This window comes from Nocardia sp. NPDC019219, assembly GCF_040632645.1.
Lineage (GTDB): Bacteria > Actinomycetota > Actinomycetes > Mycobacteriales > Mycobacteriaceae > Nocardia > Nocardia sputorum.
The window spans coordinates 84,268-103,016 of sequence record NZ_JBEYCG010000024.1; the positions used below are offsets into that span (position 1 = coordinate 84,268).

Consider the following 18,749-nt stretch of genomic DNA (forward strand, 5'->3'; position numbering starts at 1 on the left):
GGCCGGGAGAGCGAATCCCCCACACCGGGACCTTCTGAGTCCGACGAAGCCGGGACCGTGCGACCGCCGATGCCGGGCAGGGTCGACAGACGCACTTCAGGGCCGTCAGTCCGGTATCGGTCAGACGGCCCTCGGAGTGCTTCAGCTGCTCAGCGCTGCCGGGGCGCCATCCGCCGTTGCTGTTCGCAATCCCGCCGAGCCGATGGCGGCGCGACGCGCACGCAGACCGCTGACCAGGCACAGTGCGATGCCGAGCGTGAGCCAGGCCAGCAGGACGAGCACGGCGTGGGTTGCCCCGTGGCCGTCGAAGAAGGCGGTCGAGCGCAGCAACCGGCCACCAGCGCCGGGCGGCAGCGCCTGGCCGAGCGCGCCGGACCAGCCCGGCAGCATCTCGGGTGCGGTCGCCGTGCCCGAGAGGGGGTTGCCGATGAGCATCATCACCACGGCGCCGATCCCGATCCCGGCGTAGCCGAGCAGCGCCTCCAGCCCGAGGACGGTCAGCGCGGTGGCCGCGATGGACAGGCCGACGGCGCCGGTGTTGGCGAGGTAGGAACCGCTCAGCGAGCCGAGCCAGAACTGCAGGATCGCGGTCACTGCCAGGCCGCCGGTGAGCGCGAAGGCCAGCGCCCCGATGACCCGGCGGAATGTGCCGCGAACAAGCCGGATCAGCAGCACCGCGGCCAGCAGACCACCCATGACCAGGGGCAAGGCGCCCGCGGACAAGCCTGCGCCGCGCGGATCGTCGGCGGGCAGAGCGACGAGGTCGCGGACCGCCGTGCCGGACGTCCCCGACTGCCCCAGGCCGGTCGCGACGCCATGCAAGGTCTGAGCGACCGCGGGTCCTGCGGCGGAAGCGACGACGACCTGCGGGGCGCCGGAGCTGAGATCGATGGCCCCGTACACCTTCCGGTCGCGGATGAGTCGTTCCGCCGCCGCTGTGTCGGCTACCTCGCTGATCTCGAAGCCGCCAGGGAGCCGTTGATCGAGTGCGGTGCGCAGTTGCGCGACCGCGGGGCTCGGCCCCGCGACCGCGATCGGCACATCGTGGACCGACGACCGCACCGACGGCCAGGCGAAGGCGATGAGCAGCACGCTGACGAGCGCCGTGAGCAGCACGACTGCCCCGGCCACCGTCGGCCGGCGCGACGGAAACGGATCGGCGAGCGGCGCCCGCGTGGTCATGTTCTCTCCTCGAGCAGTGGGGCCGACTCAGCGCAAGGTCAGCGGTGTTTCGGAGTCGACGTGGGTCAGTTTCTGCGGGTTGCGCACGTAGTAGATGCCGGTAATGCGGGTGTCCTCCACGCGCATCGCGAGCACGCCGTCGAGTTCCCCGTCCATGTGCAGCGCCAGCGCGGGGCTGCCGTTGACCGTGGTCGGCTCGACGGTGAGCGCGACGTCGTTCTTGGTGAGGCCGCCGACGATGAACCGGGCCACCTTGTCGGCGCCGGCGACCGGCCGGGGCGTGGCCTGCTTGATGCCGCCGCCGTCACTGATGGCGACGACGTCCGGGGCGAGCACGTCGAGCAAACCCTGCACATCCCGTGTCTCGAGCGCGCGCCGGAACGCCTCGGCCGCCGCCTCGGCCTGGCGCGCGGTGACCGAGCGGCGGGGGCGGCGGGCGTCGACGTGGCGGCGGGCGCGGTGCGCGATCTGGTGGACGGCCGCTGGGGTCTTGTCGACCGCGGCCGCGATCTCGTCGTAGCCGAATCCGAAGGCTTCGCGCAGCACGAAAACCGCCCGTTCGGTCGGCGTCAAAGTCTCGAGCACGAGCATCAGCGCCATCGACACGCTCTCGGCGAGTTCGACGTCGGCGGCCACGTCCGGAGTGGTGAGCAGCGGTTCCGGCAGCCAGGAGCCCACGTAGGCCTCCCTGCGGCGCTTCACCGAGCGCAACCGGTTGAGCGCTTGCCGGGTGGCGATCCGGACCAGATAGGCGCGCGGCTCGGTGACGTGCGCCGCGTCGACGCCGACCCAGCGCAACCAGGTTTCCTGCAAGACGTCGTCGGCGTCGGCCGCCGATCCGAGCATCTCGTAGGCGACCGTGAAGAGAAGGTTGCGATGGGCGAGGAACGTCTCGGTCGCCTCTGCCGTGGCATGGTCGCCGCTGTCCCGGCTGTCCGCCTCGCGGTCGGTCGACCGTTGTCCATCGGCGCCGCTGGTTGGTTCCATGAGGTCCTCTTCTGTAGACGTTCGATCCGATTCGTGGGCGGACAGCGCACCCCGGACGACATGCGCCGCCGTTCGCGAGATCGCGCGAGTGGGGCAGCGGCACGACGCTGCCCCAGCCTGCGCAGCCGCCGCGACCACTCGAATGGCGGTTTCTACACCACCCGTTCGGCGACGACCGGCGCGCCGACGCCCTGTGCCTGCAACAGCTGCGGCCGGTGCTTGCCGTCCTTGGGCCAGTGGTGCGACCCGGGCTTGCGCGCTTCGTTCACCAGATGCTTGACGCTGGAGGCGCAGGCGAACTCCTTGAGCTTCGTGCCCGCGAGCCCACTGAAATACAGCGGCATCGCGGTGTCGTCCTTGCGGCCGAGCTGGAAGATCCCGGCATCCCGGCCGAAGCTGAGGCACATCGCGGGGAACGACAGGTCGACCGGCGCGGGCTGCGCACCCGCGATCCGGTTCAGCACCGTGTCGGCCGCATGGGCCCCGAGGCAGCCCGCGGCGTAGGCGCTCATCCGGAACGGCAGGTCTGATGGCGCCGCCGAATCCCCCGCCGCGACGATGCGGTCGTCGTCGACGCTGGTCAGGGTTTCGTCGGTGAGCAGGCGCCCGGCGGTGTCGGTGCGCAGCCCGCTGCGGGCAGCCAGATCGGGCACACCGAAACCCGCCGTCCAGATGGTGACCCGACTCGCCAACGTGCGACCGTCACCGAGCTCGACGGCCTCCGGTGTCACCGCCGTGACCGCCGCGTCAGGGCCTTCCACCAGGGTGACCCCCAGTTTGACGAGGTATTTGCGGGCGGTACGCCGGGCCCGGGGGTGCAGGTACGGACCGACGACCGCGCCGCAGACCAACGTGACGGCGCGGCCCTGTTCCGCCAGCTCCGCGGCAGTCTCGATACCGGTGGGCCCACCTCCGACGACCGTCACCGCAGCCGACAGCGGTGTGTCGTCGAGCACCGACCGCAACCGTCGCGCCGCCTCCAAAGTGGCGATGGGGTAAGCGAACTCGTCCGCACCCGGCACCCGCGAAGCCGCGCTGCCGCTGCCCACCGCGTAGATCAGATAGTCGTAGCCGATCGCACCGCCGTCGGCCAGCGTCACGCTGCGCTCCGCCGCGTCGATCCGCGTCACGCTGTCGACCACCAGCCGCACCCCCTCGGCAAGAACTTCCTGATAGTCGACCACCGCGTCATGGGTCCCGCCGACCAGCTGGTGCAGCCGCAGCCGCGGAACGAACGCCGAGCGCGGATTGATCACCGTCACCCGCACGTCCGCACGCTGGGTCAGGCGATTGGCCGCCATCACTCCGGCATATCCGCCGCCGATCACAACCACATCGATCTTCTCGCTCATGGTGTCTCCTTCGCTCCGAGAGGCTCGAGCACAAGACACCGCGTCTCCGAACTTCCTGACATGTTGTGACACAGATCACTTTTCCGAGTTGGCTCGCGGAATGCGGGCGGCTACATGCGAGCCTGTTTCGAATATTTCGAATGCTTCGTATACTTCGATAAGGAGGTGATCAGTGTGGCAAACATTCGCGATGCGAAGCGTGCCGAACCGGGAGCGATCGATGCAGACGTCGCAGCTCGCGCAATGCGTCGGATCAAGGACTATCTGATGCGGCACCCCGGCGATCAGACCATTCAGGTCGCCCCTGAGCATCCAGGTGACGACGCTTTGGTGTTGCCTCGACAGGCCGTCAGCTTGTTGGCATTCATCCTGGCGCAGGCGGCGGAGGGACGCGGTGTCACCGTGGTGCCCTCCCATGCCGAACTCACCACGCAGCAGGCGGCAGACATGCTGAACGTGTCGCGCCCCTACGTCGTGACCCTGTTGGAAACAGGCGAGATTCCCTTTCGTCGAGTAGGCCGTCATCGCCGGATCCGATACGACGACTTGAAGCAATACCAGCGGCGAGCCGAGGTCAAGAGTCGAGCCGCGATGGACGAGTTGGCGCAACTCGGCCAGGACCTCGGCATCTGACCATGGCTCTCGTTGTCGTGTACGACGCCAATGTGCTGTATGGCAATACGCTGCGGGATCTACTCATCCGCCTCGCACGGTCGGGTGCCGTACAAGCGAAGTGGACTGATCGCATCCTGGACGAGGCACTGAACAACCTGTCGGCGAAACGGCCGGACATTCCGGTCGACCGGCTGGCCCGACTGCGCACGTTGATGAACGATGCCGTGCCGGATTGCCGAGTCTACGGATACGAACCTCTGATCGAAGCGGTGAAGCTGCCGGACCCAGATGATCGGCATGTTCTCGCAGCAGCCATCGCAGCGAAGGCGCAAGTCATCGTGACGTCCAACCTGGCGGACTTCCCGGACGATGCACTGGAACCCTGGCATATCGAGGCGAAGAGCCCCGACGATTTCCTGCTCGACCAGATCGATCTGGACGACCGTGTGGTCTGGGCGTGCATTCAGCAGATCGCCGATTCACGGATCAACCCACCGGAAACCATCGAAGACGTGCTGGACGCCTTGGAGAATGCCGGATTGGTGGAAGCGGTCGCGAACTTGCGTGCAGGCAGGCGCGACCGCTGACCGTCTACCGCTCAGCCCAAGAGCTTGGTGCGCAGGGCGTCGTCCTTTTCCAGGACCATCTGTTCGAGGCCGGCCTGGAACTGTTCCATGCGGGTGCGCAGGGCCGGGTCGTGGGCGGCGAGGATGCGGGCGGCGAGCAGGCCCGCGTTGCGGGCGCCCCCGATGGAGACGGTGGCGACCGGCACGCCCGCGGGCATCTGCACGATGGACAGCAGCGAGTCCATGCCGTCGAGGTACTTCAGCGGAACCGGCACGCCGATCACCGGCAGCGGCGTCGCGGAGGCGACCATACCGGGCAGGTGGGCCGCGCCGCCCGCGCCGGCGATGACGACCTTCAATCCGCGACCCGCCGCCGACCGCGCGTAGTCGAGCATGCGCTGCGGGGTGCGGTGCGCCGAGACGACGCCCACCTCGAAGCGGATCCCGAACTCGGCCAGAGCCTCGGCGGCCGCCTCCATCGTCGGCCAGTCGGAGTCGCTGCCCATGATCAGGCCGACAGCCGGGGCGATAGCCAGTTCTTCACTCATGCGGATCCCATCCGTCGGTCCAAATCGCGTGCGACATCCAGTGCGCCGCCCGCTCGGCCTTCTCCCGGACCTCGGCCACGTCGTCGCCGAGGATGTTGACGTGCCCGATCTTGCGGTCGGGTCGTTCCCCCTTGCCGTACAGGTGCACCTTCGCCTCCGGGATCCGGGCGAACAGGTGGTGCAGCCGCTCGTCCATCGACATCGCCGGGGCCTGCGGCGCGCCGAGGATGTTTGCCATCACGGTCACCGGGGCCAGCGGCGCGGTGTCACCGAGCGGGTAGTCGAGCACGGCGCGCAGATGCTGTTCGAACTGCCCGGTGCGCGCGCCGTCCATCCCCCAGTGCCCGGAGTTGTGCGGGCGCATGGCCAGCTCGTTCACCAGCAGTTCGCCGCCGGTGGTCTCGAACAGCTCCACCGCCATGACGCCCACCACACCGAGTTCCTTGGCCAGGTTCAACGCCATGGTCTCCGCCGCCGCGGCCGTGTCCTCCGGCAGGCCGGGCGCGGGCGCGATGACCACCGCGCATTGCCCCTTCCGTTGCACCGTCTCCACCACCGGCCAGGTCGCCGCCTGCCCGAACGGCGAACGGGCCACCATCGCCGACAGTTCGCGCCGCAGGTCGATCTTCGCTTCCGCCAGCAACTGGACGCCGCGGCCGAGCTGATCGGTGACGATCGCCGCGGCCGCGTCGGCGGACTCGGGCATCCACACGCCGCGCCCGTCGTAACCGCCGCGCACCGCCTTCAGCACGATCCGCCAGCCGTGCTCGTCGCCGAACCGCACGGCGTCGTCGACCGAGTTCACCGGGGTGAACGCGGGCACGGGCAGCCCGAGTCCGCTCAGCTTGGTGCGCATCGCCAGCTTGTCCTGCGCGTAGACCAGCGCCTGCGGCGGCGGCTGCACATTGACACCCTCGGCGACCAGCGCTTCCAAGTGCTCGGTCGGCACATGCTCGTGGTCGAAGGTCAGCGCGTGCGAGCCGACCGCCGCCTTGCGCAGCGCGGTCAGGTCGGTGTGGCTGCCGAGCACCACCTCGGGACTGACCTGCGCGGCCGGGTCGTCGGGGTTCTCGGCGAGCACGCGCAGCCGCTGGCCCAGCGCGATCGCCGCTTGATGGGTCATGCGCGCCAATTGACCGCCACCGATCATGGTGACGGTGGGCATGGCCGATGGATCGAAGGAACGTGCGCTCACGTCGGACAATATTGTCATGTCCGGCGCGAATGATCGGTACCGGTACACTCCGGTCTTGTGTCATTCGTCGACGACGTGGTCAGCGTCCTCCCCAAGCCGCTGCAAGATATCGCGTACCGGCATCGGGAATTGATCAAGTTCGCGATCGTCGGCGCGACCACGTTCGTGATCGACAGCGGCATCTTCTACATGCTGAAGTGGACGGTGCTCGCGGAGAAACCGGTGACGGCCAAGATCATCTCCGGCGTCATCGCCGTGATCGCGTCCTACATCCTGAACCGGGAATGGTCGTTCAAGAATCGCGGCGGACGGGAACGGCATCACGAAGCGCTGCTGTTCTTCGCCGTCAGCGGCGTCGGCGTCGTGCTGGCCTTCACGCCGCTGTGGATTTCCAGCTATGTGTTCGACCTGCGTCAGCCCAATGTGAGCTTCACCGTCGAGAACATCGCCGACTTCATCAGCGCCTTCATCATCGGCAATCTGCTGCAGATGGCCTTCCGTTTCTGGGCGATGCGCCGCTGGGTCTTCCCGGACGAAATGAGCGAACTCGAAGCGGAATTCGTGGACCTCGTGGAAGAGGAACTCGGCCGCGGCTGAGTCACCGCGGCTCGGGCGCCACGGTGTTCGCCGGGCGGGCTTTCGAGGACCCGAGGAACACCGCGAACAGCGCCGGCCTGCGCCGCTGCAATTCCAGTCGCCCACCGTCCGCCTCGACCAGGGCCCGCGCCAGCGCGAGCCCGACGCCGGTGGAACCGCCCGCGGAGAAGCCCCGGTCGAAGATGTGCGGGGCCAGTTCGTCGCGCACCCCGTGCCCCTCGTCGGCGACCTCGACACAGACCAGCGGCTCGCGATCGGCGCCCGGCCGCACCGAACGCACCGACACCGTGCAGGTGCCGCCGCCGTGCATGAGCGCGTTGTCCACCAGCACCGCCACCGCCTCGCGCAGCCGTGAGCCCGTGATCGGGGCGCGCAGCGACTCGTCGCCGGTGAGCGTCAGTGTCCTGCCCGCCTCGGTGAACGGGTGGGTCCATTCGGCGACCACGCCGCGCAACTCGTCCATCACGGGCAGCGGATCGCGATCGGCCGCGTCCTCGTCGCGGGAGGCCCGGACCAGGTCGTCGATCGCGTCGGTGAGCCGGTCGACCTGGGCCATGGCCTCCTCGGCCTCGTGCACCACCTCCGGGTCGGGATGCGCGGACAGCTCGTCCAGCCGCAGCCGCACGGCGGTCAGCCTGCTGCGCAGCTGATGCGACACGTCCGCCACCAGGGCGTGTTCGCGCTGGAGTCGTCCGGCGATCTCCACGGTCGCCGAGTCGAGCACGTCGGAGACGCGATCCAGTTCCGCGATGCCGTGCCTGCGCGGATCGGCCCGGAAGTCCCCCATCGCCAGCCGCGCCGCGCGCGCCGCGACATCCCGCAGCGGATCGGCCACCCGCCGGGCGGTGACCACCGCGACCGACACCGCCGCGCCGAGCGAGGCGAGCACCGCCAGCGCGACCACCGCGACCGCTTGGCGCTGCATGGCGTGCATCGGCGCCGACGGCACTTCCAAGCGCAGCGACGCGGACTTGCCCATCGATAGCGACTCGACCAGCGGGTCGGGCACCTCGGCCACACCGACGTCGCGGCGGGAAGCGTTGTCCTGTCGCGACGGGTAGACGATGGTGAGCCTGCCGTTCTCGGGCACCAACGGCGCGACCGACCGGATGTCCAGCTCGCCGGACACCGTGCCGTCGCGTTCCTGCGCGATGATCTCCGTGGCGATCCGGTCCAGCCGGTTCTGCAGGTCGTTGCGCGTGATGTCCTCCACCCACAACCACGCCGTGTAGATGAGCGGCACGCCGAGCACCACCGTGGTGAGGGTCAGCACGGTGAGCATGGAACGCAGGATCCGGCGGCGCACGTCAGTCGGTGTTCAGCCGGAATCCGACACCGCGGACGGTGACGATGCGCCGTTCGGCCATGGGGCCCTCGTCACCGATCTTGCGGCGCAGCCAGGACATGTGCATGTCCAGCGTCTTGGAACCGCGCAGCTCCGCGTCGCCCCAGACCTCGCGCAGGATGGTCTCGCGCGGCACCACTTGACCCGCCCGGTCGATCAGCACCTTGAGCAGCTCGTATTCCTTGTTGGCCAAACCGATTTCGACGCCGTTGACCAGCACGCGCCGCGCGGCGGGCTCCAGGCGGATGCCGCCCACCTCCACCGTGTCGTCGCCGATCCCGCTGCGCCGCAACAGCGCTCGCACCCGGGCGAGCAGCTCGGCGAGCCGGAACGGCTTGCCGACGTAGTCGTCGGCGCCCGCGTCCAGTCCCACCACGAAATCCACCTCGTCGGTGCGCGCGGTGAGCATCAGCACGGCCAGGTCCGCCCCGCGGGCGCGCACCTGGCGGCACACCTCCAGCCCGTCCATACCGGGCAGGCCGAGGTCGAGAATGAGCAGGTCATGGCCGCCCTCCAGGGCTCGCTGCAGCACGGCCGGGCCGAAACTCTCTACGGTGACCGAGTAGCCCTCGCGGCCGAGCGCGCGCGACAGCGGGGCGGCGATGGCGTCGTCGTCCTCGGCCAGCAGTACAGCGGTCATACGCCCAGGTTACGGGCTCACCGGTAGCTGGGACGGTCGTCCCGGCGCTCGTCCCGGCCGTCGCGATGGCGCTCGACCTCGAACACCTGGTGGTACAGCAGCGCGTGCACCTGCTGCACCGACGGGATGTCGTCGTACTCCAACGGCTCCGAGGAGGACGACTCGATGATCAACGTCCCGGTGCCCAGCAGCCGGTCGAACAGCCCGTGCCGGAACTGCACACTGGAGATCCGGCTCATCGGGATATCGATGCCGGTGTGGGTGAGCACCCCCTGGCGCACCAGCACTCGCCGGTCGGTGACGATGAAATGGGTCGATTTCCAGCTGACAATCGGTGCGACACAACGCCAAAGCAGAATCGCCGCATACACCACGAGCACCGTGATGAGCAGCGCCGAACCGGTGGTGCCGGTGGCCTTCTGCGAAACGAGTCCCCCGGTGAAACCGGCGAGCGCCGTGGCCACGATGAGCGTCACGATCGGCCAGAAGAGCATTTTCCAATGCGGGTGGCGATGCAGCAGCAACCGTTCGTCGGGTGCCAGCACATCCTCGGGATAACCCATGTCAGGAACACTACCGCGTGAAGATCCCGGAACGACCGACACCGCAGCGCGTCATGCTGCACAATCGGCACCCTGCGTGTGACGATTCCGCGCAGTGGCTCTCTGTATCGCGCAACGCCCGGCTCACCATCACCGCCGATCCGACCGTGGAGGAACGCGTGACCAAAGACCTCACCCCGCTGCAGATCCTGACCGAACTCGAACCCGTCGCCGAGCAGAATGTGCACCGGCACCTCTCCATGGCGAAAGACTGGAATCCGCACGATTACGTCCCGTGGAGCCAAGGCCGCAATTTCGCCGCCCTGGGCGGCGTGGACTGGGAGCCGGAGCAATCGCGCCTCAGCGAAGTCGCCCGGGTCGCCATGATCACCAACCTGCTCACCGAGGACAACCTGCCCTCCTACCACCGAGAGATCGCGCTGAACTTCTCCGAGGACGGCCCGTGGGGTACCTGGGTCGACCGCTGGACCGCCGAGGAGAACCGCCACGGCATCGCCATGCGGGACTACCTGGTCGTCACCCGCGCCGTCGATCCGGTCGCACTGGAAGAGGCGCGGATGATCCACATGAGCAACGGCGTCCAGTCACCGCAGGGCTGGGGCGGATTCCTGGCGAGCGTCGCCTACGTCACCTTCCAGGAGCTGGCCACCCGTGTCTCGCACCGCAATACGGGCAAGGCGTGCGACGACGCCGTCGCCGATCGCCTGCTCCAGCGCATCGCCGCCGACGAGAACCTGCACATGATCTTCTATCGCTCGGTGTGCGGCGCCGCGCTGGATCTCGTGCCCGACCAGGCCATGCCCGCGATCACCAGGATCATCACGAATTTCCTGATGCCCGGCGCCGGGATGCCCAACTTCCGCCGCTACGGCGTGCTGATGGCCAAGCACGGCATCTACGACCTGCGCCAGCATCTGGAGGAGGTCGTCGAGCCGGTACTCAAGCAGTGGAACGTCTTCGAGCGCTCGGATTTCGGGCCGCGCGGCGAGCAGGCGCGCGACGAACTGGGCGAATTCGTCGAGAAGCTCGGCAAGAACGTGATCAAGTTCGAGGAGCAGCGCGACCGGGCGCTCGCCCGCGAGGCCGCGCGCGGGGTCACCGAGTCCGTCTGAGGCCAGGAACCAAGCCGATCACGCCCCTCGGTACCGGCCGAGCATTCCGCTCGGTACCGGGGCCGGGCACGCCGCTCGGTACCGGCCGGGCACGCCGCTCAGTACTGGGCGCGCAGATGCGTGACGTCGCCCGCGGACACCGCCTGGTCGCCGATGAGCAGGCGGCCGTAATCGTCGACGCCCGCGGCGACGCCGGTCAGCGTCCGGCCACCGGGTAGCTCGGCGCGGACCTCGGTGCCGATCGTGGCGCACCGCTCCCGGTAGGCGGCGGCGAGCTCGTCGGTCGCCCAGTCCGCGTCGCGCCACGCGGTGAAGCGACGGACGAACTCGACGAGCAGGGATCGCACGAGCACCGTGCGATCGGTCTCCCGCGCGCCCGCGATGGTCAGCGACGTGGCGTGTGGCACCGGCAGTTCTTCCTCGGTGAGACTCACGTTCAGCCCGAGCCCGATCACCACCGCGGGCGCGCCACCGCTCGACGCGACCTCGGCCAGGATGCCCGCCACCTTGCGGCCCTCGATCAGCACGTCGTTGGGCCATTTGAGTTCCGCGGCCACGCCTGCCGTGGTCCGCAGCGCGTCCACCACGGCGATGCCGGTCAGCAGAGCCAGCCAGGCCAGCGACGCGGGCCCGATCCCCGGCAACCGCACCAACAGCGACATCGCGAGCTGCGCCCGGGGCGGGCTGACCCAGGGTCGCGCGTGCCTGCCCCGGCCCTGCACCTGCGTCTCCGCCAGCAGAACCACGTGGTCGGCGTCCGGATCCGCCGCCCGCGCGATCAGATCCGCGTTCGTGGACCCGGTCGACTCGACCACATCGATCCGCGAGAAGAACGACAGCTCGGGCGTGTCGGCGGCACTGCGCCGCAACTGCTCTGCATCCAACGGTGGCCTCTGCACACCGGCAGGCTACTCGCCGTGCGGGGCGCTACCCGACCAGGTCGTAACCGGAGAAGATCGGGTCACGCGCCGCCGCGCCCATGCGGTCGCCGTCCTCGGGCTCGCCTTCGGCGGTCTCGGCCCAGCACTCCGGCTCGCCGTACTTCGGCTCCGTTTCGGCGGTTCGCGTCCACGCCGCGGCGGCGGCGTATTCGGCGAAGGTTCTACCCCATTCCCACATCACGCGCTCCTCCCCTGAGCCCGGAAATCATTCGCCCTCAGGCTATTCGGACCCCACCAGCGGGCGATACTCATTTTTCGCCTTCCGACCCTGCTACCGACCAGGAAGTTTGCCTAGGAAAATTGATCTAGCTGCGGTTTTTACTCACCGGTAGCCCCCGTCTGGGTTACCGGGAAACACTGGTACTGGTTACACTCCGAAGCCATGACGAGTGTCCAGCAGCAGCCCGCATCAGGTCCGGCGGGCTCCCCCGATATCCACACCACCGCCGGGAAGCTGGCTGACCTGCGGAATCGGCTGGAAGAGGCCAAGCACCCGATGGGTGAGGCCGCGGTCGACAAGGTGCACGCGAAGGGCAAGATGACTGCCCGCGAGCGCATCCTCGCTCTGCTGGACGAAGGCTCTTTCGTCGAGCTCGACGCACTGGCCCGCCACCGCAGCGTCAACTTCGGCCTGGAGAACAACCGGCCGCTCGGCGACGGCGTGGTGACCGGCTACGGCACCATCGACGGCCGCGACGTCTGCATCTTCAGCCAGGACGTCACGGTGTTCGGCGGCAGCCTCGGTGAGGTCTACGGCGAGAAGATCGTCAAGGTGATGGACCTGGCCCTGAAGACCGGCCGCCCGCTGATCGGCGTCAACGAGGGCGCGGGCGCGCGTATCCAGGAGGGCGTGGTCTCCCTGGGTCTGTACGGCGAGATCTTCCACCGCAACATCCAGGCCTCGGGTGTGATCCCGCAGATCTCGCTGATCATGGGCCCGGCCGCGGGCGGTCACGTGTACTCCCCCGCGCTCACCGACTTCGTCGTGATGGTCGACGGCACCAGCCAGATGTTCGTCACCGGCCCGGACGTCATCAAGACGGTCACCGGCGAGGACGTCACCATGGAGGACCTGGGCGGCGCGCACACGCACATGACCAAGTCCGGCGTGGCGCACTACGTCGCCTCCGGCGAGCAGGACGCCCTGGACTACGTCAAGGACCTGCTGTCCTACCTGCCGAGCAACAACCGCGCCGAGGCCCCGCGGTTCCCGGCCACCGACCCGATCGACGGCGCCATCGAGGACTCGCTCACCGACGAGGACCTCGAGCTGGACTCGATCATCCCGGACTCGCCGAACCAGCCCTACGACATGCACGAGGTGATCCGTCGCCTGCTCGACGACGACGAGTTCCTCGAGGTGCAGGCCGAGCGCGCGATGAACATCATCGTCGGCTTCGGCCGGATCGACGGCCGCAGCGTGGGTATCGTGGCCAACCAGCCCACCCAGTACGCGGGCTGCCTGGACATCGACGCCTCGGAGAAGGCCGCGCGCTTCGTGCGCACCTGCGACGCGTTCAACATCCCGATCATCACCCTGGTCGACGTGCCCGGCTTCCTGCCCGGCACCGGCCAGGAGTACAACGGCATCATCCGGCGCGGCGCGAAGCTGCTCTACGCCTACGGTGAGGCCACTGTGGGCAAAATCACGATCATCACCCGCAAGGCCTACGGCGGCGCCTACGACGTCATGGGTTCCAAGCACATGGGCGCCGACGTGAACCTCGCCTGGCCCACCGCGCAGATCGCCGTCATGGGCGCGTCCGGCGCCGTCGGGTTCGTCTACCGCAAGCAGCTGCAGCAGGCCGCCAAGGACGGCGGAGACGTCGATGCGCTGCGGCTCGAGCTCCAGAACGAGTACGAGGACACGCTCGTGAACCCGTACGTCGCCGCCGAGCGCGGCTACGTGGACGCGGTCATTCCGCCCTCGCACACCCGTGGCCAGATCGTGTCCGCGCTGCGACTGCTCGAACGCAAGATGGTGACCCTGCCGCCGAAGAAACACGGCAACATCCCGCTGTGATCGAGCGATACCCTCGATAGGCCGCGCGCAAAGGGTGGCATCGGTCTCGGTAACACTTACTCTGGCGTGTACCGGCTTGTTGCAGAGAAGCAATGAGTGCGTCCGAGGACAGTTGCTTCATCCATAACTTGTCGGAAAACGGGAACAGCCTGATCAGTTCCGCTGATAAGGGCGAAGAGAGGACCTGGCACTGTGACGACCGTGGCAGAAGAAGATGTGTTGAGCGCCGTCGAACTGGATCTGACAGTCGACCCGATCGCAGACGAGGCCGGTGCGTCCACCGGTCCGACCGCGACAGCGCAATCCGCCGAGGCCACCCCGGAGCCGTTCTTCCGTGTCGTGAAGGGCTCGCCGACCGATGAGGAACTCGCCGCGCTGGTATGCGTGCTGTCCGCCGCCGCGAACAGCGCCGCGCCGGCCGGGCCCTCGGGTCCGCCCGACCTGTGGGGCCATCCCACGCTGATGCACCGCGGCTCTTCACCGTTCTCCCCCTACTCCTTCCCGCTGCTGTCCCACCTGCGCGGGTGACGCGGCTGATCCTGGCTTCCGCGTCCCCGGCCCGCCGGGAGGTTCTCCGCTCGGCGGGCATCGACCCGATAGTCCGGGTCTCCGCCGTGGACGAGGACGCGGTCGCCGCCGCCCTCCCGGAGGGCACGCCACCTCAGGGGGTCGTGGTGGAGCTGGCGCGCGCCAAAGCCGCCGCCGTGGCGGCCGCGATCCCGGAATTCGCGGCCGATTGCGTTGTCGTGGCCTGCGACTCGATGCTGCTCGTGGACGGCGAGCTGCAGGGCAAACCGCACACCCCCGAGGTCGCTCGCGCACGATGGGGCGACATGGCCGGACGCAGCGCGGATCTGGTCACCGGCCACTGCGTGGTGCGGATGCGGGATGGCCACATCACCGCCGAGGCGGTCGATTGCAGCAGCACCACCGTGCATTTCGCCAAGCCGGAGCCGGACGAGCTGGACGCCTACATCGCGACCGGTGAGCCGCTCCAGGTGGCGGGCGCGTTCACCCTCGACGGGCTCGGCGGCTGGTTCGTCGATCGCATCGATGGCGACCCGTCCAGCGTCATCGGGATCGGGCTACCACTGCTGCGCCGATTGCTTGGCGACGTTGGGATCGGCGTTACGCAACTGTGGGGCCACACGGCCTGACGGCGCGGTCAGCGCTTCGGCGTCGCCACCGGGGGGCACCGTCGCCGCCTGCTGGGCCTCGGCGCGCTGGGCCGCGATGAGTTCCAGCCGGGCCACGCACAGCTCCGGCTCGACGAACGGATGCATCCGCACGTCGATCGTCCCCTGCGCACCGCCCCGGTCGAGCACCTCCTCGATGAGACCGAGGTGCACGCCGCAAACCACTTCGGAGTGCGTCCGCGCGAGTTCGCGCAACGGGCACGCCGTCAACCGGATCAGCGCCTTGCCCTCGGTCTCCGGAGACGGGTCACGCTCCGGGGCGAAACCCAGTTCCGACATCAACGTCATCGTGAGGTCCTTGGCGTCCTCCAGCGACTCCACCCGATGGTCGCCGACGTCGAGCCGGCTGCCCCAGGCGCGGCCCGCCGCGATCGCGGCCTCCGACCTGCGCCGCGAGTCCGGGCCGAGCTGGTCGGCGAGCACCTGCGCCAGATCCTGGTAGCCGACCGATCGCTGCACCGCGCTGTATCCGATGCGCGGCCGCCCACGCCCGCGTGGCGGCTGCTGGAACTGCCGGACGAGGGATTCTCTGGTGAGCACATCGAGGTGGAAACGGACCGTGGTGACGTGCTGTCCGGTGATTCTGGCCAGTTCCTGGGCGTCGAGAGGCTCGCTGGCGCCACGTAGGATCGCGAGCAGTCGCCGCCGCGGCCAAGAATCGGACATAGCTCACCCCTCCTCCCGGGAGACTTTATCGGATGTGGGTGCCCTTTATTCGGCCCTCATCCGATTTGTGATCTGAAACGAAGGTCAGTGTCGCCTCACACCTACGATCGCTGTGAGGCCTCGAACCGCTGTCACCACCGTCCACCCATGCGTGAAGGACCCAACACCGTGCCCGTCGCTCCGGACCCTCATCCCTCACTCGGTTCCTACGCATATCCTCACCGACTAGTAACCACGGAGTGGCTGTCGGCAAACATAGGCGCGCGCGGACTCAAGATCATCGAGGCCAACGAGGACACGCTGCTCTACGACATCGGGCACGTTCCGGGCGCCACCAAGCTGGATTGGCGAAGCGATCTGAACGATCCGGTCACGCGCGACTATATCGACGGAACCCGCTTCACCGAACTGATGCGCGCCAAAGGGATAGAACGTGACGACACGGTTGTGATCTACGGGGATCGGGGCAATACGCAGGCGGCGCACACCGCGTGGGTGTTCACGCTGTTCGGACACGAGGACGTGCGCCTGCTCGACGGTGGGCGCGCGGCGTGGATCTCCGAGGGGCGCGACACGACATTCGAGCCCGACTACCCGGTGCGCAGCGCCTACCCCACCGTGCGCCGGGACGACGTCACCTTTCGCGCCTTCCGGGAGGACGTGCTCGCCCACTTGGGCAAGCCGGTGATCGACGTGCGCTCGGCCGAGGAGTACTCGGGCACGCGCGTGGGCGAACCGGCCGATCCCGAGGACGCCGCACTGCGCGGCGGCCACATTCCCAGCGCGTCGAACATCCCGTGGTCGGAGGCGCTCGCGGCCGATGGGAGCTTCCGATCCCGCACCGAACTCGACGACGTCTACCGCGCGTTGGCCGGCCAGGACGAGGTGATCGTCTACAGTCGAGTCGGCGCGCGATCCGGCCACACCTGGTTCGTCCTGACCTACCTGCTCGGACGCGAGGGCGTACGCAACTACGACGGGTCCTGGACGGAGTGGGGAAACTCGGTGCGGATGCCGATCGCCAGAGGGGACGAACCCGGTGAAGTACCCGCTCGCGGCGGTTCGCGGCGCGCCAGGAGCAGGTAGGGCGGGGCGCGGTCCCAAACACAGGCCGCGTACGTTGTGATCCACGACCTACTGATCAGTAGGGCTAGCCGAGTGCGGCGTCTGTTGGCAGACTGCCTACACTCGCCCGAGACGTAAGTTTGTCGACTATGGGAGCGGAGCCTGCGCAGCGACCCCATCCCGGCGAAGCGACCAGAAGAATGCACACAGGAGGCTCAGTGCCCAGCCATGCCAGCGCGCGGATCACAAAGGTACTCGTAGCTAACCGAGGCGAGATCGCCGTGCGCGTGATCCGGGCGGCCAAGGATGCCGGTATCGGCAGCGTCGCGGTCTACGCCGAGCCGGATGCCGACGCTCCGTTCGTCAAGCTCGCCGACGAGGCCTTCGCCCTGGGCGGGCAGACCTCGGCAGAGTCGTACCTGGTGTTCGACAAGATCCTCGACGCCGCCGCCAAGTCCGGCGCCGACGCCATCCACCCGGGTTACGGCTTCCTGTCCGAGAACGCCGACTTCGCCCAGGCCGTCATCGACGCCGGGCTGATCTGGATCGGTCCCTCCCCGCAGTCCATCCGCGACCTGGGTGACAAGGTCACCGCGCGGCACATCGCCGAGCGCGCGAACGCGCCGATGGCCGCGGGCACCAAGGACCCGGTGAAGGACGCGACCGAGGTCGTCGAGTTCGCGAAGAAGTACGGCGTGCCGGTCGCCATCAAGGCCGCGTTCGGTGGTGGTGGCCGCGGCATGAAGGTCGCGCACTCGATCGAGGAGATCCCCGAGCTGTACGACTCGGCCGTGCGTGAGGCGACCGCCGCCTTCGGTCGCGGCGAGTGCTTCGTCGAGCAGTACCTCGACAAGGCCCGCCACGTCGAGGCCCAGGTCATCGCCGACAAGCACGGCAACGTCATCGTCGCGGGCACCCGGGACTGCTCGCTGCAGCGGCGTTTCCAGAAGCTCGTCGAGGAGGCCCCCGCGCCGTTCCTGTCCGACGAAGTGCGCGCGAAGATCCACGCCTCGGCCAAGGCCATCTGCAAGGAAGCCGGTTACTACGGCGCGGGCACCGTCGAGTACCTGGTGCAGGGCGAGACCGTCTCCTTCCTCGAGGTGAACACCCGCCTGCAGGTGGAGCACCCGGTCACCGAGGAGACCGCGGGCATCGACCTGGTGCGCCAGCAGTTCCGCATCGCCAACGGCGAGAAGCTGGAGATCACCGAGGACCCGACGCCGCGCGGCCACGCCTTCGAGTTCCGCATCAACGGCGAGGACGCCGGCCGCGGCTTCCTGCCCGCCCCCGGCCCGGTCACCGTGTACCGGGAGCCGTCGGGCCCCGGTGTGCGCGTGGACTCCGGCGTGGTGGCCGGCAGCGTGATCGGCGGACAGTTCGACTCGATGCTCGCCAAGCTGATCGTCACCGGTGAGAACCGCACGCAGGCGCTGGAGCGGGCGCGGCGCGCGCTGGCCGAGTTCGAGGTCGACGGCCTGGCCACGGTCATCCCGTTCCACCGGGCGATCGTCGAGGACCCGGCGTTCATCGGTGACGGCGAGAAGTTCGACGTCTACACCAAGTGGATCGAAACCGAGTGGGTCAACACCGTCGAGCCGTTCACCGGCGCGAGCGCCCCGGCCGAGGAGGACGAAGAGGCGCCGCGGCAGAAGGTCGTCGTCGAGGTCGGCGGCCGCCGGGTCGAGGTGTCGCTGCCGGGCAACTTCACCGTCGGCGCCGGAGCGGCCGGTGCGGCGGGCAACGGCGCCGGTGTGATCCGCAAGAAGCCCAAGCCGCGCAAGCGGGGCGGCGCGGGCGGCGGCGCGGCTTCCGGTGACGCGGTCACCGCTCCGATGCAGGGCACCGTCGTCAAGGTCGCCGTGGAAGAGGGCCAGTCGGTCGAGGCGGGCGATCTGATCGTGGTGCTCGAGGCCATGAAGATGGAGAACCCGGTCAACGCGCACAAGGCGGGTGTGGTCACCGGCCTGTCCGTCGAGGCGGGCGCGGCGATCACGCAGGGCACCGTGCTGGCGGAGATCAAGTAGTACCCGGCGGAGCCGGACACACGGGCGGGGGGGGGGGGGGGGGGCGGGCGCCGCGACTTTGTTTAAAGGGCGGGCGCCCCCCCCCAGAGGCAGATGGGCTGTTATTGGATGAGTGTTGGAGGTTTAGGAGTT

Annotated in this window: 20 protein-coding genes; 9 read left to right on the forward strand and 11 right to left on the reverse strand. The window is 68.6% G+C overall.

Features of this window, described 5'->3' with window-relative positions; all coding sequences use genetic code 11:
• Positions 1–141 precede the first annotated feature (141 nt).
• The 3 genes from ABZ552_RS32290 to ABZ552_RS32300 form a co-directional block, all read right to left on the reverse strand.
• The gene (locus ABZ552_RS32290) at positions 142–1,182 is read right to left on the reverse strand and encodes an ABC transporter permease (protein WP_357441666.1); all 1,041 of its coding nucleotides are present in this window, start codon (positions 1,180–1,182) and stop codon (positions 142–144) included.
• Between the two features lie 27 nt (positions 1,183–1,209).
• Positions 1,210–2,169: an RNA polymerase sigma-70 factor gene (locus tag ABZ552_RS32295; protein WP_357441668.1), complete on the reverse strand. Its 960-nt coding sequence runs from the start codon at positions 2,167–2,169 to the stop codon at positions 1,210–1,212.
• Positions 2,170–2,321: 152 nt separating this feature from the next.
• Complete coding sequence (locus tag ABZ552_RS32300) at positions 2,322–3,521, reverse strand: FAD-dependent oxidoreductase (protein WP_357441670.1); 1,200 nt, start codon at positions 3,519–3,521, stop codon at positions 2,322–2,324.
• 165 nt (positions 3,522–3,686) lie between these two features.
• Between ABZ552_RS32300 and ABZ552_RS32305 the strand changes: the two genes are divergently transcribed.
• Positions 3,687–4,154, forward strand: a complete 468-nt coding sequence (locus ABZ552_RS32305; protein ID WP_357441672.1) for an excisionase family DNA-binding protein — start codon at positions 3,687–3,689, stop codon at positions 4,152–4,154.
• 17 nt (positions 4,155–4,171) lie between these two features.
• A complete protein-coding gene (locus ABZ552_RS32310) occupies positions 4,172–4,723 on the forward strand; it encodes a PIN domain-containing protein (RefSeq protein WP_357441674.1) in 552 nt (183 codons plus the stop codon).
• 11 nt (positions 4,724–4,734) lie between these two features.
• Here the strand turns inward: ABZ552_RS32310 and purE are convergent, their stop codons facing one another.
• Both purE and ABZ552_RS32320 read right to left on the reverse strand, forming a co-directional pair.
• Positions 4,735–5,250, reverse strand: a complete 516-nt coding sequence (gene purE / locus ABZ552_RS32315; protein WP_281875297.1) for a 5-(carboxyamino)imidazole ribonucleotide mutase — start codon at positions 5,248–5,250, stop codon at positions 4,735–4,737.
• Complete coding sequence (locus tag ABZ552_RS32320; protein ID WP_357441685.1) at positions 5,243–6,415, reverse strand: 5-(carboxyamino)imidazole ribonucleotide synthase; 1,173 nt, start codon at positions 6,413–6,415, stop codon at positions 5,243–5,245. Before ABZ552_RS32320 ends, purE begins: the two co-directional genes overlap by 8 nt.
• Positions 6,416–6,502: 87 nt before the next feature.
• Here ABZ552_RS32320 and ABZ552_RS32325 point away from each other — a divergent pair, with 87 nt between their 5' ends.
• Positions 6,503–7,042 (forward strand): GtrA family protein, encoded by a 540-nt coding sequence (locus ABZ552_RS32325; protein WP_350356349.1) that lies wholly within the window; start codon positions 6,503–6,505, stop codon positions 7,040–7,042.
• A gap of 1 nt (position 7,043) precedes the next feature.
• Here ABZ552_RS32325 and ABZ552_RS32330 read toward each other — a convergent pair whose 3' ends face one another.
• From ABZ552_RS32330 to ABZ552_RS32340, 3 genes are read right to left on the reverse strand one after another with little or no spacing between them, the layout of a single operon-like run.
• Positions 7,044–8,348, reverse strand: a complete 1,305-nt coding sequence (locus ABZ552_RS32330) for a HAMP domain-containing sensor histidine kinase (protein WP_357441676.1) — start codon at positions 8,346–8,348, stop codon at positions 7,044–7,046.
• A 1-nt stretch (position 8,349) separates the two neighbouring features.
• On the reverse strand, positions 8,350–9,027 hold the full coding sequence (locus ABZ552_RS32335; protein ID WP_039796233.1) for a response regulator transcription factor: 678 nt from the start codon (positions 9,025–9,027) through the stop codon (positions 8,350–8,352).
• Between the two features lie 17 nt (positions 9,028–9,044).
• A complete protein-coding gene (locus tag ABZ552_RS32340; protein WP_281916732.1) occupies positions 9,045–9,590 on the reverse strand; it encodes a PH domain-containing protein in 546 nt (181 codons plus the stop codon).
• Positions 9,591–9,748: 158 nt separating this feature from the next.
• Here ABZ552_RS32340 and ABZ552_RS32345 point away from each other — a divergent pair, with 158 nt between their 5' ends.
• Positions 9,749–10,702 (forward strand): acyl-ACP desaturase, encoded by a 954-nt coding sequence (locus ABZ552_RS32345; protein ID WP_281881138.1) that lies wholly within the window; start codon positions 9,749–9,751, stop codon positions 10,700–10,702.
• A gap of 98 nt (positions 10,703–10,800) precedes the next feature.
• Here the strand turns inward: ABZ552_RS32345 and ABZ552_RS32350 are convergent, their stop codons facing one another.
• Together ABZ552_RS32350 and ABZ552_RS32355 are read right to left on the reverse strand one after the other, a co-directional pair.
• Positions 10,801–11,601: a biotin--[acetyl-CoA-carboxylase] ligase gene (locus ABZ552_RS32350; RefSeq protein ID WP_281875299.1), complete on the reverse strand. Its 801-nt coding sequence runs from the start codon at positions 11,599–11,601 to the stop codon at positions 10,801–10,803.
• A 28-nt stretch (positions 11,602–11,629) separates the two neighbouring features.
• Positions 11,630–11,821, reverse strand: a complete 192-nt coding sequence (locus ABZ552_RS32355) for a hypothetical protein (protein WP_281875300.1) — start codon at positions 11,819–11,821, stop codon at positions 11,630–11,632.
• A 204-nt stretch (positions 11,822–12,025) separates the two neighbouring features.
• Here ABZ552_RS32355 and ABZ552_RS32360 point away from each other — a divergent pair, with 204 nt between their 5' ends.
• The 3 genes from ABZ552_RS32360 to ABZ552_RS32370 all read left to right on the forward strand — a co-directional run bounded on the left by ABZ552_RS32360 (position 12,026) and on the right by ABZ552_RS32370 (position 14,823).
• On the forward strand, positions 12,026–13,666 hold the full coding sequence (locus ABZ552_RS32360) for an acyl-CoA carboxylase subunit beta (RefSeq protein ID WP_357441679.1): 1,641 nt from the start codon (positions 12,026–12,028) through the stop codon (positions 13,664–13,666).
• A gap of 192 nt (positions 13,667–13,858) precedes the next feature.
• Positions 13,859–14,194: an acyl-CoA carboxylase subunit epsilon gene (locus tag ABZ552_RS32365; protein ID WP_281875301.1), complete on the forward strand. Its 336-nt coding sequence runs from the start codon at positions 13,859–13,861 to the stop codon at positions 14,192–14,194.
• Entirely contained in the window at positions 14,191–14,823 is a 633-nt protein-coding gene (locus ABZ552_RS32370) for a Maf family nucleotide pyrophosphatase (RefSeq protein WP_281875302.1), read from the forward strand. Before ABZ552_RS32365 ends, ABZ552_RS32370 begins: the two co-directional genes overlap by 4 nt.
• On the opposite strand, the gene ABZ552_RS32375 is transcribed toward ABZ552_RS32370, so the two are convergent.
• Complete coding sequence (locus tag ABZ552_RS32375) at positions 14,752–15,528, reverse strand: transcriptional regulator (RefSeq protein ID WP_281875303.1); 777 nt, start codon at positions 15,526–15,528, stop codon at positions 14,752–14,754. The genes ABZ552_RS32370 and ABZ552_RS32375 overlap by 72 nt on opposite strands.
• Positions 15,529–15,696: 168 nt before the next feature.
• Between ABZ552_RS32375 and ABZ552_RS32380 the strand changes: the two genes are divergently transcribed.
• The gene (locus tag ABZ552_RS32380) at positions 15,697–16,614 is read left to right on the forward strand and encodes a sulfurtransferase (protein ID WP_281881139.1); all 918 of its coding nucleotides are present in this window, start codon (positions 15,697–15,699) and stop codon (positions 16,612–16,614) included.
• A gap of 197 nt (positions 16,615–16,811) precedes the next feature.
• Positions 16,812–18,617, forward strand: coding sequence for an acetyl/propionyl/methylcrotonyl-CoA carboxylase subunit alpha (locus tag ABZ552_RS32385; RefSeq protein WP_281875304.1), 1,806 nt, complete (start codon positions 16,812–16,814; stop codon positions 18,615–18,617).
• Positions 18,618–18,749 lie beyond the last annotated feature (132 nt).

Coding starts and splice junctions, on each gene's coding strand:
- ABZ552_RS32290 (WP_357441666.1), bottom strand. CDS start 1,182: ATGACCACGCGGGCGCCGCTCGCCGATCCGTTTCCGTCGCGCCGGCCG.
- ABZ552_RS32295 (WP_357441668.1), bottom strand. CDS start 2,169: ATGGAACCAACCAGCGGCGCCGATGGACAACGGTCGACCGACCGCGAG.
- ABZ552_RS32300 (WP_357441670.1), bottom strand. CDS start 3,521: ATGAGCGAGAAGATCGATGTGGTTGTGATCGGCGGCGGATATGCCGGA.
- purE (WP_281875297.1), bottom strand. CDS start 5,250: ATGAGTGAAGAACTGGCTATCGCCCCGGCTGTCGGCCTGATCATGGGC.
- ABZ552_RS32320 (WP_357441685.1), bottom strand. CDS start 6,415: ATGCCCACCGTCACCATGATCGGTGGCGGTCAATTGGCGCGCATGACC.
- ABZ552_RS32335 (WP_039796233.1), bottom strand. CDS start 9,027: ATGACCGCTGTACTGCTGGCCGAGGACGACGACGCCATCGCCGCCCCG.
- ABZ552_RS32340 (WP_281916732.1), bottom strand. CDS start 9,590: ATGGGTTATCCCGAGGATGTGCTGGCACCCGACGAACGGTTGCTGCTG.
- ABZ552_RS32355 (WP_281875300.1), bottom strand. CDS start 11,821: ATGTGGGAATGGGGTAGAACCTTCGCCGAATACGCCGCCGCCGCGGCG.
- ABZ552_RS32360 (WP_357441679.1), top strand. CDS start 12,026: ATGACGAGTGTCCAGCAGCAGCCCGCATCAGGTCCGGCGGGCTCCCCC.
- ABZ552_RS32375 (WP_281875303.1), bottom strand. CDS start 15,528: ATGTCCGATTCTTGGCCGCGGCGGCGACTGCTCGCGATCCTACGTGGC.